This window comes from Streptomyces sp. NPDC048600, assembly GCF_055587025.1.
In genome coordinates, this window is record NZ_JBVJGZ010000029.1 from 65,451 (window position 1) to 81,775 (window position 16,325).

The 16,325-nt window shown below is 72.0% G+C and carries 11 protein-coding genes; 9 read left to right on the forward strand and 2 right to left on the reverse strand.

Annotated features, from left to right (window positions below; genetic code table 11):
* Nucleotides 1–5 precede the first annotated feature (5 nt).
* The 3 genes from ACZ6SQ_RS31185 to ACZ6SQ_RS31195 are packed head-to-tail and all read left to right on the forward strand — an operon-like array spanning nucleotide 6 to nucleotide 3,550.
* Nucleotides 6–206 (forward strand): hypothetical protein, encoded by a 201-nt coding sequence (locus tag ACZ6SQ_RS31185; RefSeq protein ID WP_469568008.1) that lies wholly within the window; start codon nucleotides 6–8, stop codon nucleotides 204–206.
* Between the two features lie 59 nt (nucleotides 207–265).
* Nucleotides 266–3,310, forward strand: coding sequence for a helix-turn-helix transcriptional regulator (locus ACZ6SQ_RS31190; RefSeq protein ID WP_469568010.1), 3,045 nt, complete (start codon nucleotides 266–268; stop codon nucleotides 3,308–3,310).
* A 39-nt stretch (nucleotides 3,311–3,349) separates the two neighbouring features.
* Nucleotides 3,350–3,550 carry a DUF6191 domain-containing protein gene (locus tag ACZ6SQ_RS31195; protein WP_469568093.1) on the forward strand — a complete coding sequence of 67 codons (201 nt, stop codon included), beginning with the start codon at nucleotides 3,350–3,352 and terminating at the stop codon, nucleotides 3,548–3,550.
* A 327-nt stretch (nucleotides 3,551–3,877) separates the two neighbouring features.
* Here the strand turns inward: ACZ6SQ_RS31195 and ACZ6SQ_RS31200 are convergent, their stop codons facing one another.
* A complete protein-coding gene (locus ACZ6SQ_RS31200) occupies nucleotides 3,878–5,053 on the reverse strand; it encodes a PQQ-dependent sugar dehydrogenase (RefSeq protein ID WP_469568012.1) in 1,176 nt (391 codons plus the stop codon).
* A gap of 175 nt (nucleotides 5,054–5,228) precedes the next feature.
* Nucleotides 5,229–6,227 (reverse strand): aldo/keto reductase, encoded by a 999-nt coding sequence (locus ACZ6SQ_RS31205; protein WP_469568015.1) that lies wholly within the window; start codon nucleotides 6,225–6,227, stop codon nucleotides 5,229–5,231.
* Nucleotides 6,228–6,302: 75 nt separating this feature from the next.
* On the opposite strand from ACZ6SQ_RS31205, the gene ACZ6SQ_RS31210 reads away from it, so the two are divergent.
* From ACZ6SQ_RS31210 to serA, 6 genes are all read left to right on the forward strand, one after another.
* Nucleotides 6,303–7,253 carry a 2-hydroxyacid dehydrogenase gene (locus ACZ6SQ_RS31210; protein WP_389335924.1) on the forward strand — a complete coding sequence of 317 codons (951 nt, stop codon included), beginning with the start codon at nucleotides 6,303–6,305 and terminating at the stop codon, nucleotides 7,251–7,253.
* A gap of 381 nt (nucleotides 7,254–7,634) precedes the next feature.
* The gene (locus ACZ6SQ_RS31215; protein WP_469568018.1) at nucleotides 7,635–10,637 is read left to right on the forward strand and encodes a putative bifunctional diguanylate cyclase/phosphodiesterase; all 3,003 of its coding nucleotides are present in this window, start codon (nucleotides 7,635–7,637) and stop codon (nucleotides 10,635–10,637) included.
* 242 nt (nucleotides 10,638–10,879) lie between these two features.
* The gene (locus ACZ6SQ_RS31220; protein ID WP_469568020.1) at nucleotides 10,880–12,727 is read left to right on the forward strand and encodes an acetolactate synthase large subunit; all 1,848 of its coding nucleotides are present in this window, start codon (nucleotides 10,880–10,882) and stop codon (nucleotides 12,725–12,727) included.
* Nucleotides 12,728–12,747: 20 nt separating this feature from the next.
* Nucleotides 12,748–13,272: an acetolactate synthase small subunit gene (ilvN, locus tag ACZ6SQ_RS31225; RefSeq protein WP_386383443.1), complete on the forward strand. Its 525-nt coding sequence runs from the start codon at nucleotides 12,748–12,750 to the stop codon at nucleotides 13,270–13,272.
* A 117-nt stretch (nucleotides 13,273–13,389) separates the two neighbouring features.
* Nucleotides 13,390–14,388 (forward strand): ketol-acid reductoisomerase, encoded by a 999-nt coding sequence (gene ilvC / locus ACZ6SQ_RS31230; protein WP_469568022.1) that lies wholly within the window; start codon nucleotides 13,390–13,392, stop codon nucleotides 14,386–14,388.
* A gap of 233 nt (nucleotides 14,389–14,621) precedes the next feature.
* Entirely contained in the window at nucleotides 14,622–16,211 is a 1,590-nt protein-coding gene (gene serA, locus ACZ6SQ_RS31235; RefSeq protein ID WP_469568025.1) for a phosphoglycerate dehydrogenase, read from the forward strand.
* Nucleotides 16,212–16,325 lie beyond the last annotated feature (114 nt).

Below are 16,325 nucleotides of genomic sequence, written 5' to 3' on the forward strand. Positions count from 1 at the left end.
AGACCATGTACGAGTACGAGATCCAGCAGCTGCGTTCCGCGGAACTGATCCGCCGCGCCGACCACGAGCGACTCGCCCGCGAGACCGTACGCCGCAACCGCGAGGCCCGCGCCGAGGCCGCGCGCAGGGGGGCCGACGCACGCCCCGCCGAGGCCGAGTCGCATAGCCGCCGTCCCCGCCGGTTCCGTCCGCCGCGCACCGCGTGAGCGCGGCCGGGACAGCGGCACCGGAGAAAACGGGTCCCGCGACTTCGCACCTGCGTGCGATGCTCGCACCCGTGGAGACCAGGACCGTCAGTCCCGTATTCGTAGGCCGCGCCGAGGAGTTGGACACGCTGGACCAAGCGCTCGCCCGCGCCGCCGCGGGCGAGCCGCAGGCGTTTCTCGTCGGCGGCGAGGCCGGGGTCGGCAAGACCCGCCTCGTCGAGGAGTTCACCGACGCGGCCGCCCGCGCCGGAGCCGTCGTCGCGCTGGGCGGCTGCGTCGAGATCGGCGCCGAAGGACTGCCCTTCGCCGCCTTCTCCACCGCGCTGCGCACCCTGCGCCGCACCCTGCCGGACGAACTGGCCGCCGCCGCGGCCGGCCAGGAGGAGGAACTCGCCCGGCTGCTCCCCGAACTGGGCGACACCGGCACCGGCCGCCACGACGAGGAGGGCACCGCACGGCTCTTCGAACTCACCGCCCGCCTCCTGGAACGCGTCGCCGCCGACCGCACCGTCGTCATCGTCCTGGAGGACCTGCACTGGGCCGGCGCCTCCACCCGCCATCTGCTCGCCTATCTCTTCCGCACCCTGCGCACCGGCCGCCTGGTCGTCCTCGCCACCTACCGCTCCGACGACATCCACCGCCGCCACCCGCTGCGCCCCCTGCTCGCCGAACTCGACCGGCTGCGCACCGTACGCCGCCTCGAACTCGACCGCTTCGACCACGACGAGGTCCGCCGCCAGATCGCCGGCATCCTCGCCGCCGAACCCGACCCCGCCCAGGTCGACGCGATCTTCGAACGCTCCGACGGCAACGCCTTCTTCGTCGAGGAACTCGCCGTCGCCGCCCATGAGGGCTGCGCCACCGGACTCACCGACTCCCTGCGCGACCTGCTGCTCGTCCGCGTGGAGAAGATGCCCGACAGCGCCCAGCAGGTCGCCCGGATCGTCGCCGAGGGCGGCTCCACCGTCGAGCACCGGCTCCTGGCCGCCGTCGCCCGCCTCTGCGAGGACGACCTCATCGACGCCCTGCGCGCCGCCGTGCACGCCAGCATCCTCACCCCGACCGCCGAGGGCGACGGCTACCGTTTCCGCCACTCCCTGGTCCGCGAGGCCGTCGGCGACGACCTGCTCCCCGGCGAACGCGCCCGCCTCAACCGCCGCTACGCCGAAGCCCTGGAGGCCGACCCGGCCCTCGTCCCCGCCGACGAGCGCGTCACCCGCCTCGCCAGCTACTGGTACAACGCCCACGACGCCGCCAAGGCCCTGCCCGCCGTCCTCGACGCCTCCGCCTCCGCCCGCCGCCGGCACGCCTACGCCGAGCAGCTGCGGCTCCTGGAACGCGCGATGGACCTGTGGGACAGCGCCCCCGAGGACACCCGCGCCGTCCTGAGCCTCGCGAACTACACCGACGCCTACTGCGGCTGCGACCCCGCCACCGCCACCCTGGGCTTCCTCGACCTGATGGCCGAGGCCGCCCTCGCCGGACGCTTCTGCGGCGAACGCGAACGCGCACTGAAGATCACCAAGCGCGCCCTTCGGCTGCTGGACGACGAGCCCGATCCGCTGCGCGCCGCCTGGTTCTGGGTCCAGCGCTCCCGCCTCATCCAGGCCAAGGCCCGCGGCGACGGCTGGGCCGAGCTGGCCCGGGCCCAGGAACTCGTCCGCGGTCTGCCGCCCTCGGAGGTGCACGCCGAGGTGCTCTCCAGCGTCGCGAGCTGGTCCATGCTGCACGAGCCAGGACCCGACGCCCTCGCGGCCGCCGAGCGTGCGGTGGAGTACGCCCGTATGGTCGGCGCCCGCGAGATCGAGCTCAACGCCCGCCTCACCCTCGGCGTCCTCACCGTCGACGCCGGTGACACCACCGCCGGGCTCAGCGAGCTCGCCGAGGTGAAACGGCTCGCCCTGCGCGAGGGCGCCGCGCATGTCGCGGGCCGGGCCTATGTGAACCTGCCGACCGAGCTGGACGCCGTCGGCCGCTCGCAGGAAGCGGTGCCGATCCTGCGAGCGGGGGCCGTCTTCACCCGCAAGTTCGGCCTGCTGCACTCCGAGGCCTGGGTGTGGACCAACCTCGCCGAGTCGCTGTACGCCCTCGGCAGCTGGGACGAGGCCGTCGAGGCCGCCACGACCTCGCTGGGCCGCGGCCAGAGCGCCAAACCGCAGGGCGGCGCCACGCTGATCCTCGCCCAGGTCGCCCTGTGCCGCGGCGACCTCCCCGGAGCCCATGACCAACTGGCGTCGGCCCTGCGGTACTTCGGTACCCACGACCCCATGCCTCAGCAGTGGCTGCCGGTCGCCGCTCTCACCCTGGGCCTCGCCGCCGCCGAGGACCGCGTCGGCGACGCCCGCGCGGAACTCCTACGCGTCCTCGACGCCGGCTTCCCGCCCGGCACGCAGCGCTACGGCTGGCCCCTCCTCCTCGCCGCGGCCGCCGCCGAGGCCGACGCCCCCGACCTGCCCGCCCTGCGCGCGGACCGGGAGGACACACTGGAGCGGATCGCCGACGCCGCGAAGAAGCTCCCCACCGGCGCCCCCGTCTGGCTGACCCACGAGAAATGGCTGCGCGCCGAACTCCACCGCGCCGCCCGCCGCAGCCCCGAACCCGACCGCTGGTCCGAGGTCGTCGCCGACCTCGAACGGCTCGACCGCCCCTACGACCTGGCCCGCGCCCGCCACCGCCTCGCCGAGTGCCTCCTCACCCCCGGCACGACACCCACGGGCGCCGACCGCGCCACCGAGCTGCTCCGCCTCTCCCTCGCCGTCGCCCGCCACCTGGGCGCTGCCCCGCTGGCCGACCGGGTCACCCGCCTCGCCCAGCGTGCCCGCCTCGCCCTCGACGGCGGCACCCCGCGCGCCCTGGCCCCCGCCGACCCGGTCGAGGCCCTGGGCTTGACCAGCCGCGAGCGCGATGTGCTCCGCCTGGTGTCCGACGGCCGTACCAACCGCCAGATAGCCGAGGAACTCTTCATCTCCCCGAAGACCGCCAGCGTCCACGTCTCGAACATCCTGTCCAAACTCGGTGTGGCCGGCCGGGGAGAGGCCGCCGCCGTGGCCCACAGGCTGGGACTCTTCCCTCCGGCGGCGGGGGAGGCGGCGGTCGCGCGATGATGGATCCGGGTGAGCCACGCGGCCACGGAAAGGGACGCGATGTTCAACGCCTTCGAGGACCTCTTCGCCCCGGGTCGCAAGCACACCCGTGACGAGCAGAAACGGCTGGAGCTGACACGAGAGGACGTCGGCGCCAACGACCCCGGCCGCGGCCCGATAGACCTGGCCTCCGGCAAGGTCGTCATGAGACCGCCGACGCCCGCCGCGGACGACCCCGCGACACCAGACACCCCCACCTAGCCCAAGGGCCACGGGGAACCGCGCGCACGGTCAAAGCAGGCCCCCGGCCTCCACCCCCCAAGGGGCGCGGGGAACTGCGCGACCAGCCACACTCAACCCGCACCCACCCCCAGACGGCGGGGAACCGCGCGTGCCGCTAAAGCAGGCCCCGGCCCCCACCCCCTAAGGGGCGCGGGGAACTGCGCGACCAGCCACACTCAACCCGCACCCACCCCCAGACGGCGGGGAACCGCGCGTGCCGCTAAAGCAGGCCCCGGCCCCACCCCCTGAGGGGCGCGGGGAACTGCGCGACCAGCCACACTCAACCCGCACCCACCCACAGACTCCCTAGCTGACCTCCAGCTCCAGGATCCGGTCGTCACCGTCCCCCGGCGAACCCCGCCCGTCCGTCTCACTGGTCACCAGCCACAACTTGTTCCCACCCGCGGAGACAACCGTCCGCAGGCGCCCGTAGTCGCCCTCCAGAAAGGCCTGCGGGTCGGCGGATGCCTCGGCGCCGCCCAGAGGGACACGCCACAGGCGTTCGCCACGCAGGCCCGCCATCCACAGAGACCCCTCGGCATGGGCGAGCCCGCTCGGAGAGGCCTCCTCGGTGCGCCACTGGGCAATGGGGTCGACGAAGCCGGAGCCGTCGGAGCCGTCGGAGCGGCCCTCGACCTCCGGCCAGCCGTAGTTGCCGCCAGGCCGGATCGCGTTGAGCTCGTCCCACGTGTTCTGGCCGAACTCCGAGGCGAACAGCCGCTGCCGCTCGTCCCAGGCCAGCCCCTGCACATTGCGGTGGCCCAGGGAGTACACCGGCGAGTCCGGGAACGGGTTGCCCGGGGCCGGTTCGCCCTCGGGGGTCAGCCGCAGGATCTTGCCGCCCAGCGACTCCTCGTCCTGCGACAGCCCGGTCTCGCCGGTTTCGCCCGCGCCCACGTACAGCATCTTGTCCGGGCCGAAGGCGATCCGTCCGCCGTTGTGGACGAAGCCCTTGGGGATTCCCTTGAACACCGTGTCCGGCGCGCCCAGTTGCTCTCCGGCCGACCTCTCGGGGTCGTACAGCATGCGCACGACGCGGTTGTCCGAGGCGGAGGTGAAGTACGCGTAGACCATGTGGTCGGAGGCGTAGTCGGGGGAGAGGGCTATACCCAGCAGGCCGCCCTCGCCCTCCGGGGTCACCCCGGGCACCTCGCCCAGCTCGGTCACCCGGCCGGTCCGGTCGTCGACCCGGCTGATCGTGGCCTCGTCGCGGGAGGAGACCAGCAGCCCCCCGCCCGGCAGCGGGGCAAGACCCCAGGGCGACTTGAGGCCCTCGGCGACCGTCCGTACGACCTTCACCGAGCCCTTCGCGGGCGGGGTCTCCTCCGCCGGGCCGCCGGAGGACGGTGCACCGGAGGACGCCGCGGTGCTCCGGTCGCCCGACGGCGGGTCCGTGCTCCCGTCGTCGGAGGAGCATCCGGCCGTCACCAGGAGCGCGGCCGCGGCCAGTACGGCGGTCACCACTCGACGTTGCACGATCATGGTCCCTTCGACGCGGCGGGTTCTCCCTCTCATACACCGCCCGCGCCCCACAGGTTCCCGTTCCCCGAACAGTCCCCCATACTTTCGTGCCTCCCCGGCCGTCGCCACCGGGACGGGACCGGTCACGGGTCCGCCGACCCGGCCGCCCCGATCAGCCCCAGGACCCCCGCCCCCGTCAGTCCCAGGACCCCCGCGCCCCCGGCAGCCCCGCCAGCTCCGTCAGGTCCTCCGAGGACAGCCGCAGCCCCGCCGCGGCCGCGTTCTCCGCCACCCAGCGCTCCCGCTTCGCCCCCGGCACCGGCACCACGTGCGGCCCCTGCGCCAGCGCCCACGCGAGGGCCACCTGCGCGGCCGTGACCCCGTCGCCGTGCCGGGCGGCGACCCGGCGCAGCCCCGCGACGACCGGCTGGTTCGCCGCCATCATCTCGGCGGTGAAACGGGGATGCCGGGCACGCATGTCGTCCGGCTCGAAACCCTCGCCCGGCGTCAGCGTGCCGGTGAGGAAACCGTTGCCCAGCGGCATCGCCGCCAGGAACCCGATGCCCCGCGCCGAGCACCACGGCAGCAGCGCCCGCAGCGCCTCGGGCGACCACAGCGACAGCTCGGCCTCGACCGCGCTCACCGGGAAGACCTGCTGCACCCGCTCCAACTGCCGGATCGTCGGGTCGTACAGCCGCTGCCCGGAGCGCCGGCCGCCCCGCACCCCGACCGCGCACAGGCCCAACGCCCTCACCTTGCCCGCCCGGACGAGATCCGCCATCGCGCCCCAGGTCTCCTCCACGGGCACCTCGGGATCCGCGCGGTGCAGCTGGTAGAGGTCGATCACCTCCGTCTGCAGCCGCCGCAGGGACGCGTCGCAGGCACGTTTCACGTACCCGGGGCGGCCGTTGGCGACGATGTGCTGCTCGCCGACCAGCAGACCGACCTTCGTCGACACGAACGCGTCCGCCCGGCGCTCCTTCAACACCCGCCCCACCAGAAGCTCGTTGGTGAACGGGCCGTACATGTCGGCCGTGTCCAGCAGCGTCGAGCCCATGTCGAGCGCCCGGTGCACCGCTCTGAGCGACTCGTCGCCCCGCTGCCGGGAGGTGCTGTATCCCCAGCTCATCGGCATGCACCCGAGCCCGACGGCCCCCACCGGGAGTGCCCCCGCGCCGATCGTCCTGCGCTCCACCTGGCAGCAACCCTCCCTCGTCTCGGCCCCCAACCTAACCTCTGCGCCCCATACCCCTGGCATAGCCTCCTGACCATGACTGCTGACGTGTGGCTGCCCATCCCCGCGGACGACATCGAGGGCCTCCCCGAAGGTCCCGGCTACCGCTTCTGGAACGGCGGCGAGGACTTCCCCGCGGACCCCGCCGACTGTGTCTTCTACGTCGTGCCCTACATGAAGCCCGTGGGCGTCGGCGTACGCCCGCTGCCCGGCATGAGCCGCGTCGAGGTGGTCCAGACGCTGTCCGCCGGCATCGACCACGTCGAACCCGGCCTGAGGCATCTGCGCCCGGGCGTACGGCTGTGCAACGCGCGCGGGGTGCACGAGGCGAGCACGGCCGAGCTCACCCTCGCGCTGATCCTGGCGTCCCTGCGCGGCATCCCCGACTTCGTGCGCGCCCAGGACGAGGGGCGGTGGCTCGGCGGCTTCCGGCCCGCCCTGGCCGACAGGAACGTACTGATCGTGGGATACGGGTCGATCGGCTCGGCCATCGAGGACCGGCTCGCGCCCTTCGAGCTCGCGCGGGTGGCGCGCGTCGCGCGCTCGGGGCGCACCACGGCGCGCGGGCCCGTGCATCCGTTCACCGAACTGCCCGCGCTGCTCCCGCAGGCGGATGTCGTCGTGCTGTCCACGCCTCTCACCGACAGCACCCGCGGCCTGGTGGACAAGGACTTCCTGGCCCGGATGAAGGACGGCGCCCTGCTCGTCAACGTCGCCCGCGGGGCCGTCGTGGACACCGACGCCCTGCTCGCCGAACTGGAGCGCGGCCGGGTCACCGCCGCGCTCGACGTGACCGACCCGGAGCCGCTGCCCGCGGACCACCCGCTGTGGCGTGCGCCCGGCGTGCTCATCAGCCCGCACGTCGGCGGTCCGACGTCCGCGTTCATGCCCCGCGCCAAGCGCCTGATCGCGGACCAGGTACGCCGGTTCGTGAACCGGGAGCCCCTCGCGAACGTGATCCTGACTACGGGGGCGACCGGCGCGTAACCCCTTTCGGGTACCCTCCGCAGTCCTCCGGATGCGGGCGGTGCCCACCCTGCCGCTGATCGTCACGGAGCGTAGAGAAGCTATGTCCCTGAGTGACGAGACTGGTGTATCGTCCCGACAGGGGCTGCGCCGCGCACCGATCGGCGCCGGGGACGGACATGTGAGACTGCGAGGGGGGCGACGGGCGATGCACGGCCTATGGACGAACGATCCGACGCGACGAGGCCGCCGACGGCGACCCTGGCGCCCGGCCGCGCACAGACGCGGCTGCCACACCAGTCAGAGCCATCACAGCGACCACCGCAGGCACAGCGGGCGCAGGAGGCAGACCCACCCCGCCCACCGCTCCCCGGAGAGCGCGGCCCGGACCGGGAGCGACCGGTGAGTTCGCCGCCCCCGACGACGACGCTCGACGGAGTGCTGCGGGCCCTGCCGGTACCGGCCTCGTCCCTGGGGCGGCCGCCGGCCGGCCAGGGCGGGGTGAGCCCGGTCCGTCAGTTGGGGCTGGCCCTGGTGTGCGCGGGATACGCCGTCGGTTCCGCGCTCGGCTGGGGCTCCGAGCAAGCCGCCCTGATCATGGGCGACTTCGGGCTGAGCGCCGCGGCGGGCACCGCCGCCGTCTCCTGCTTCCTCTACGCCCGGCGCCGTCGGGTCCGGTTCCGTCCGGCCTGGCTGCTGTTCGCGCTCTCCTCGGCGATGGCGGCCCTGGGCAATCTGATCTGGGGCTGGTACGAGGTCGTGCTGGGCCGCCCGGTGCCGAGCCCCAGCTACGCCGACCTGTTCTTCCTGTGCTTCGCGCCGCCCGCCATCGTGGGACTGCTGGTCCTCGCCAAGCGGCCGGTGACGAAGGCGGGTTGGGTCTGTCTCGCGCTGGACGCCTGGCTGATCGCCGGCTCCCTGCTCACCCTGTCGTGGAGCCTCGCGCTCGCGCAGACGGCCCGCGCCGACGGGACGAGCGTGCCGCACACCGCGCTCACCCTCGCCTATCCGCTGCTCGACATCGCGCTCGTGAGCATGGTGCTCGCCCTGCACTTCCGGCGCTCCGGCGCCAACCGCTCCGCGATCAACACCGCGATCGGCGCCCTCGCCCTGACCGTGATGTGCGACGCGCTGTTCACCTCACCGCTGCTGCACAACAACTACCGCTCCGGGCAACTGCTGGACGCCGGCTGGTTCGCCGGTTCCCTGCTGCTCGCCTACGCGCCCTGGGTCACCCCCCGCTCCGGGCACGACGAGGACGAGCCGCACACACGCGTGGTGCACGAGCATCTGCCCGGACAGCGCGGCGCCGCCCAGCATCTCCAGCGCGGCAACCAGGAGTCCGGCCGGTACGCGGCCGCCCGTCCGATCACCGGATCGCTCGCGGCCCTCACCCCGTACCTCGCCGCGGCCGTGTGCACGCTGGGCATCCTCTACAACGTCCTCAACGGCCGCAGCGTCGACCGTGTCGTGCTGCTCACGGCGGGCACGGTCGTGCTGGCGCTGGTGGTGCGCCAGGGCATCATGCTGCTCGACAACATCACCCTCACCCAGGAACTGGCGCAGAAGGAGAACCACTTCCGCTCCCTGGTGCAGGGCTCCAGCGACGTCATCATGATCGCCGCGCCCAGCGGTGTCCTGCGGTACGTCTCCCCGGCCGCGGCCGGGGTCTACGGACGCCCCGCCGACGACCTGGTGGGCACCGAGCTGGCCGAACTGATCCACCCGCAGGACCTGGGCCGCGTGGTGCACGAGGTGCGCCGCTTCCTCGCCGCCAGCCCGGCCGACGAACCCACCACCCGGATCGAGTGCCGCTTCCGCTCCGGCGGCGGGGGCACCTCCCGCCCTGGCGAGGGCGACGGCGGGGGAGGCTGGCTGAACGTGGAGTCCACGGTCAACCGCCACCACGGCGGCCTGATCTTCAACAGCCGGGACGTCACCGAGCGGGTGCGCCTCCAGGCGCAGCTCCAGCACAACGCCGAGCACGACCCGCTCACCGACCTGCCCAACCGCGCCCTGTTCACCCGGCGGGTGCAGCAGGCCCTGTCCGGCCGCCGCTCCACCGACCGTGGCACGGCCGTGCTCTTCATCGACCTGGACGGCTTCAAGGCCGTCAACGACACGATCGGGCACCAGGCCGGGGACGAACTGCTCGTCCAGGCCGCGCGCCGGCTCCAGGACGCGGTCCGGCAGACCGACACCGCGGCCCGGCTCGGCGGCGACGAGTTCGCGGCCCTGATCCTCGGGGACGGCGGCCGCGACCGGGCGGCCCGCGAACGCCACATCATGGAGCTGGCAGACCGCCTCAGGGTGACGCTGTCGCAGCCGTACGTCATCGACGGCAACGATGTCCGGGTCGCCGCCTCCATCGGCGTCTCCTTCGCCGAGCCCGGCCTCGGCGCGGGCGAACTGCTGCGCAACGCCGATCTGGCGATGTACCGCGCCAAGTCGGCCGGCAAGGGCCGCGTCGAGCTGTACAAACCCCAGATGCAGCAGGACGTCGTACGCAAGGCGGAGCTGGCGACGCGGCTGCGGGCCGCGCTGCACGACGGGGAGTTCACGCTGCTCCACCAGCCGGTGGTGTCGCTGGAGGACGGCCGGATCACCTCGGTCGCGGCCCAGGCGCGCTGGCGGTCCTCGCAGGGCGTGCTGTTCACCCCGGCGGAGTTCCTGCGGGTCGCGGAGGACAGCGAGAAGACCGCCGAACTGGGGCGCTGGGTGCTCCAGGAGGCCGTCGAGCAGGCCGCCGAGCGCACCGGCACGGGGCACGCCGTACCGGTCGTCGTGCGGATGAGCGCCCGGCGGCTGCTGGACCGCTCGCTGCCGCTGAGCTCCGTCGAGGCGCTGCTGACCCGGCACGGGCTGCCCTCGGGCGCGCTGGTGATCGAGCTGTCCGATCCCGACCTCAAGGTGCTGGACGACCTGGAGCGGCGGCTGGCCGCCCTCAGACGGCTCGGTGTACGGATCGCGCTGGACGGCTTCGGCAACGGATTCGCGGCGATCACCGCCCTGCGACGGCTCCCGGTCGACATACTGAAGCTCGACCGCAGTCTCGTGGAGGGCGTCGTCGAGTCGGCGCGGCTGCACAAGATCACCGCGGGCCTGCTGCGTATCGCCGGCGACCTCGGGCTCCAGTCCGTGGCCGACGGTGTGGACCTGCCGGAACAGGCCGTCGCCCTGCGCTCGATGGGCTGTACGCAGGGACAGGGCCTGGCCTTCGCCGGGCCGCTGGACGAGTACCGGCTGCGCCGGGCGCTGACTTCCGGCCATTATCCGGTGCCGCACGGTCCGGTGGAGCCCGCGTTCGCGGGCGGCGGAGGCCGCGGCTACGAGGGTGTGACCACCATCTTCGGAGGCGGGACGGCCCTCCGCTCACATAATGAGACTCCCGTCCCACCCACTTGACACCAAGTGCGCGCCGGGGGGAGGGTCAGTGCCATGCGCACCCGAATTCTCGTACTTGGAAAGCGCGTCGGCTGAAACTGGTGACGTCCGGACGACCCGGAACTCCCAGTGCACCCACCCGGCGCGCTCCCCTCGCTTGCCTTTAGGCACGAGGGGTTTTTTGTTGCACAGGACAAGCTGTACAACAGCCGCACCCCGCACGAAACCTCGCAAAAACCCTCAGCATCGAGAAGAGAATGCCGATGACCGAGCAGGCCACCGGGGCCCATCACCCGCAGCCGCGGCCCCGATCCGGAGGACATCAGTCCGCCCCCGAGCACGTCACGGGCGCGCAGTCCCTCATCCGCTCTCTCGAGGAGGTCGGCGCCGACACCGTATTCGGCATTCCCGGCGGTGCGATCCTTCCCGCGTACGACCCGCTGATGGACTCCCGGCGCGTGCGCCACGTCCTTGTCCGCCACGAGCAGGGCGCCGGCCACGCGGCCACCGGCTACGCGCAGGCCACCGGCAAGGTCGGCGTCTGCATGGCCACCTCCGGCCCCGGCGCCACCAACCTGGTCACCCCCATCGCCGACGCCCACATGGACTCGGTGCCGCTGGTGGCGATCACCGGCCAGGTCGCCTCCAAGGCGATCGGCACGGACGCCTTCCAGGAGGCGGACATCGTCGGCATCACCATGCCGATCACCAAGCACAACTTCCTGGTCACCAAGGCCGAGGACATCCCGCGGGTGATCGCGCAGGCGTTCCACATCGCCTCCACCGGCCGCCCCGGCCCGGTCCTGGTCGACATCGCCAAGGACGCCCTCCAGGCGAGGACGACGTTCTCCTGGCCGCCCACCATGGACCTGCCCGGCTACCGCCCGGTCACCAAGCCGCACGCCAAGCAGATCCGCGAGGCCGCCAAGCTGATCACCGGTGCCAGGCGGCCCGTGCTCTACGTCGGCGGCGGCGTCCTCAAGGCGCAGGCCACCGCCGAGCTGAAGGTGCTCGCGGAGCTCACCGGCGCGCCCGTCACCACCACGCTGATGGCGCTCGGCGCGTTCCCCGACAGTCACCCGCTGCACGTGGGCATGCCGGGCATGCACGGCTCGGTCGCCGCCGTCACCGCGCTCCAGAAGGCCGACCTGATCGTCGCCCTCGGCGCCCGCTTCGACGACCGCGTCACCGGCAAGCTGGACAGCTTCGCCCCGTACGCCAAGATCGTCCACGCCGACATCGACCCGGCCGAGATCGGCAAGAACCGCGCCGCCGACGTGCCGATCGTCGGAGACGCCCGCGAGGTCATCGCCGACCTGATCCAGGCCGTCCAGAAGGAGCACAGCGAGGGCCACCTGGGCGACTACAGCGCCTGGTGGAAGGACCTGTCCCGCTGGCGCGACACCTACCCGCTGGGCTACGACCAGCCGCAGGACGGCTCGCTGTCCCCGCAGCAGGTCATCGAGCGCATCGGACAGCTCGCCCCCGAGGGCACGATCTTCGCCGCGGGCGTGGGCCAGCACCAGATGTGGGCCGCGCACTTCATCCAGTACGAGAAGCCTGCGACCTGGCTGAACTCCGGCGGCGCCGGGACCATGGGCTACGCCGTCCCGGCCGCCATGGGCGCCAAGGCCGGCGCGCCCGACCGGGCCGTCTGGGCGATCGACGGCGACGGCTGCTTCCAGATGACCAACCAGGAGCTCACCACCTGCGCCCTGAACAACATCCCGATCAAGGTCGCCGTCATCAACAACGGCGCCCTCGGGATGGTCCGCCAGTGGCAGACGCTGTTCTACAACCAGCGCTACTCCAACACGGTCCTGCACTCGGGCCCCGACGACGTCAACCCCGAGGCCCGCGGCACCCGCGTCCCCGACTTCGTGAAGCTGTCGGAGGCCATGGGCTGCTACGCGATCCGCTGCGAGTCCCCCGAGGACCTGGACAAGGTCATCGAGGAGGCCAACTCGATCAACGACCGTCCGGTCGTCATCGACTTCATCGTCCACGAGGACGCCATGGTGTGGCCGATGGTCGCCGCCGGCACCTCCAACGACGAGATCATGGCCGCCCGGGACGTCCGCCCCGACTTCGGCGACAACGAAGACGACTGAGAGACAGGCGAGTTCAGAACATGTCCAAGCACACGCTCTCCGTCCTGGTGGAGAACACCCCGGGCATCCTGGCCAGGATCGCCGCGCTGTTCTCCCGTCGCGGCTTCAACATCGACTCGCTCGCGGTCGGCGTCACCGAGCACCCCGACATCTCCCGCATCACCATCGTGGTGAACGTCGAGGACCTGCCGCTGGAGCAGGTGACCAAGCAGCTCAACAAGCTGGTCAACGTGCTGAAGATCGTCGAGCTGGAGCCCTCGCAGGCCGTCGCCCGTGAACTCGTTCTGGTGAAGGTGCGCGCCGACAACGAGACGCGCTCCCAGATCGTCGAGATCGTCCAGCTGTTCCGCGCCAAGACCGTCGACGTCTCCCCGGAGGCCGTCACCGTCGAGGCCACCGGCTCCAGCGACAAGCTGGAGGCCATGCTGAAGATGCTGGAGCCCTTCGGCATCAAGGAACTGGTCCAGTCCGGCACGATCGCGATCGGCCGCGGCTCCCGCTCGATCACCGACCGGTCGCTGCGCGCCCTCGACCGGTCGGCCTAAGGCGGATTCGGGCGGCCGGGGGACACCGGCCGCCCGTATACCGAGACCCCGAGACTTCCCCTCCCCTCACCGTCATACGGTGGGACGCAACACCTGCACCCAAGGAGAGAACCCAAAGTGGCCGAGCTGTTCTACGACGCCGACGCCGACCTGTCCATCATCCAGGGCCGCAAGGTCGCGGTCATCGGGTACGGCAGCCAGGGCCACGCCCACGCGCTGTCGCTCCGTGACTCGGGTGTCGACGTCCGCGTCGGTCTGCACGAGGGCTCCAAGTCCAAGGCCAAGGCCGAGGAGCAGGGTCTGCGCGTGGTGACCCCGGCCGAGGCCGCCGCCGAGGCCGACGTCATCATGATCCTCATCCCGGACCCGATCCAGGCCCAGGTCTACGAGGAGTCCATCGCCCCGAACCTCAACGACGGCGACGCGCTGTTCTTCGCGCACGGCTTCAACATCCGCTTCGGCTTCATCAAGCCCCCGGCCGGCGTGGACGTCGCCCTGGTCGCCCCGAAGGGCCCGGGCCACCTGGTCCGCCGCCAGTACGAGGAGGGCCGCGGCGTCCCCGCGATCGCCGCCGTCGAGCAGGACGCCACCGGCAACGCCTTCCCGCTCGCCCTGTCGTACGCCAAGGCCATCGGCGGCACCCGTGCCGGTGTCATCAAGACGACCTTCACCGAGGAGACCGAGACCGACCTGTTCGGCGAGCAGGCCGTGCTCTGCGGCGGCACCTCCGCCCTGGTCAAGGCCGGCTTCGAGACCCTGGTCGAGGCGGGCTACCAGCCGGAGATCGCCTACTTCGAGTGCCTGCACGAGCTGAAGCTGATCGTCGACCTCATGTACGAGGGCGGCCTGGAGAAGATGCGCTGGTCGGTCTCCGAGACCGCCGAGTGGGGCGACTACGTCACCGGCCCGCGCGTGATCACCGACGCCACCAAGGCCGAGATGAAGAAGGTCCTCGAGGAGATCCAGGACGGCACCTTCGCCCAGAACTGGATGGACGAGTACCACGGCGGTCTGAAGAAGTACAACGAGTACAAGAGCCAGGACTCCGAGCACCTGCTGGAGACCACCGGCAAGCAGTTGCGCAAGCTGATGAGCTGGGTCGACGAGGAGGCCTGAGCCTCATGAGGACGGGGCCGGAGCGCTGAGCTCCGGCCCGTTGTCCAACCCGTCCAGCCACGGACGGGTGATCCTTCCGCACAGGCGAAGTACGCACCTCGTGGCGCTACTACACTGCTGCACAACATACGCGTCAGGCCCACAGCGTCGTGCGTCTCCACGCGACTAGCCCCCTCCTCCGCCTGCGGCCGTCGGGACGGCCGTCCGCATGCATTGGACTTGTGAGGACTCACGTGAGCTCGAAACCTGTCGTACTCATCGCTGAAGAGCTGTCGCCCGCGACCGTGGACGCGCTTGGCCCGGACTTCGAGATCCGCCACTGCAACGGCGCCGACCGCGCCGAGCTGCTCCCGGCCATCGCCGACGTGGACGCGATCCTGATCCGCTCGGCCACCAAGGTCGACGCCGAGGCGATCGCCGCCGCGAACAAGCTGAAGGTCGTCGCACGAGCCGGCGTCGGCCTGGACAACGTGGACGTCTCCGCCGCCACCAAGGCCGGCGTGATGGTCGTCAACGCCCCGACCTCGAACATCGTGACCGCCGCCGAGCTGGCCTGCGGTCTCCTCGTGGCCACCGCCCGCCACATCCCGCAGGCCAACGCCGCGCTGAAGAACGGCGAGTGGAAGCGCAGCAAGTACACCGGTGTGGAACTGGCCGAGAAGACCCTCGGTGTCGTCGGCCTCGGCCGCATCGGCGCCCTCGTCGCCCAGCGCATGTCCGCCTTCGGCATGAAGGTCGTCGCCTACGACCCCTACATCCAGCCCGCGCGCGCCGCCCAGATGGGTGTGAAGGTGCTCTCGCTGGACGAGCTGCTCGAGGTCTCCGACTTCATCACGGTCCACCTGCCGAAGACCCCCGAGACGGTCGGTCTGATCGGCGACGAGGCGCTGCGCAAGGTCAAGCCGAGCGTGCGCATCGTCAACGCCGCGCGCGGCGGGATCGTCGACGAGGAGGCGCTGTACTCCGCCCTCAAGGAGGGCCGGGTCGCCGGTGCCGGCCTCGACGTGTACGCGAAGGAGCCCTGCACGGACTCCCCGCTGTTCGAGTTCGACCAGGTCGTCGCCACCCCGCACCTCGGCGCCTCCACCGACGAGGCGCAGGAGAAGGCCGGTATCGCCGTCGCCCGCTCGGTGCGCCTCGCGCTCGCCGGTGAGCTGGTCCCGGACGCGGTGAACGTCCAGGGCGGTGTCATCGCCGAAGACGTCAAGCCGGGCCTGCCGCTCGCCGAGCGCCTCGGCCGCATCTTCACCGCGCTCGCCGGTGAGGTCGCGGTCCGCCTCGACGTCGAGGTCTACGGCGAGATCACCCAGTACGACGTGAAGGTGCTGGAGCTGTCCGCGCTCAAGGGTGTCTTCGAGGACGTCGTCGACGAGACGGTCTCCTACGTCAACGCCCCGCTGTTCGCGCAGGAGCGCGGTGTCGAGGTGCGTCTGACGACCAGCTCGGAGTCCCCGGACCACCGCAACGTCGTGACCGTGCGCGGCACGCTCGGCACCGGCGAGGAGGTCTCCGTCTCCGGCACCCTGGCCGGCCCGAAGCACCTCCAGAAGATCGTCGCCGTCGGCGACTACGACGTGGACCTCGCGCTCGCCGACCACATGGTCGTCCTGCGCTACGAGGACCGTCCCGGCGTCGTCGGCACCGTCGGCCGCATCCTCGGCGAGGCGGGCATCAACATCGGTGGCATGCAGGTCGCCCGTGCCGCGGTCGGCGGCGAGGCGCTGGCCGTGCTGACCGTGGACGACACCGTGCCCTCCGCCGTGCTGTCCGAGCTGTCCGAGGAGATCGGCGCCACCTCGGCCCGGTCGGTCAACCTGGTCTGAGCCCTCACGAGGTGAGGAACGCCGGCCGGGGGGGGGGGGGGGGCGAGTCGCTCCTCTTCCGACCGTTTTTTTTCTTCCGTTTTCCCGTACCCCCCCCCACCCCTTACTGGCCCC

What these genes read in the sequence shown, in the direction of transcription:
- ACZ6SQ_RS31185 (WP_469568008.1), top strand. Translation starts at nt 6, where the DNA reads ATGTACGAGTACGAGATCCAGCAGCTGCGTTCCGCGGAACTGATCCGC.
- ACZ6SQ_RS31190 (WP_469568010.1), top strand. Translation starts at nt 266, where the DNA reads ATGCTCGCACCCGTGGAGACCAGGACCGTCAGTCCCGTATTCGTAGGC.
- ACZ6SQ_RS31195 (WP_469568093.1), top strand. Translation starts at nt 3,350, where the DNA reads ATGTTCAACGCCTTCGAGGACCTCTTCGCCCCGGGTCGCAAGCACACC.
- ACZ6SQ_RS31200 (WP_469568012.1), bottom strand. Translation starts at nt 5,053, where the DNA reads ATGATCGTGCAACGTCGAGTGGTGACCGCCGTACTGGCCGCGGCCGCG.
- ACZ6SQ_RS31210 (WP_389335924.1), top strand. Translation starts at nt 6,303, where the DNA reads ATGACTGCTGACGTGTGGCTGCCCATCCCCGCGGACGACATCGAGGGC.
- ACZ6SQ_RS31220 (WP_469568020.1), top strand. Translation starts at nt 10,880, where the DNA reads ATGACCGAGCAGGCCACCGGGGCCCATCACCCGCAGCCGCGGCCCCGA.
- ilvN (WP_386383443.1), top strand. Translation starts at nt 12,748, where the DNA reads ATGTCCAAGCACACGCTCTCCGTCCTGGTGGAGAACACCCCGGGCATC.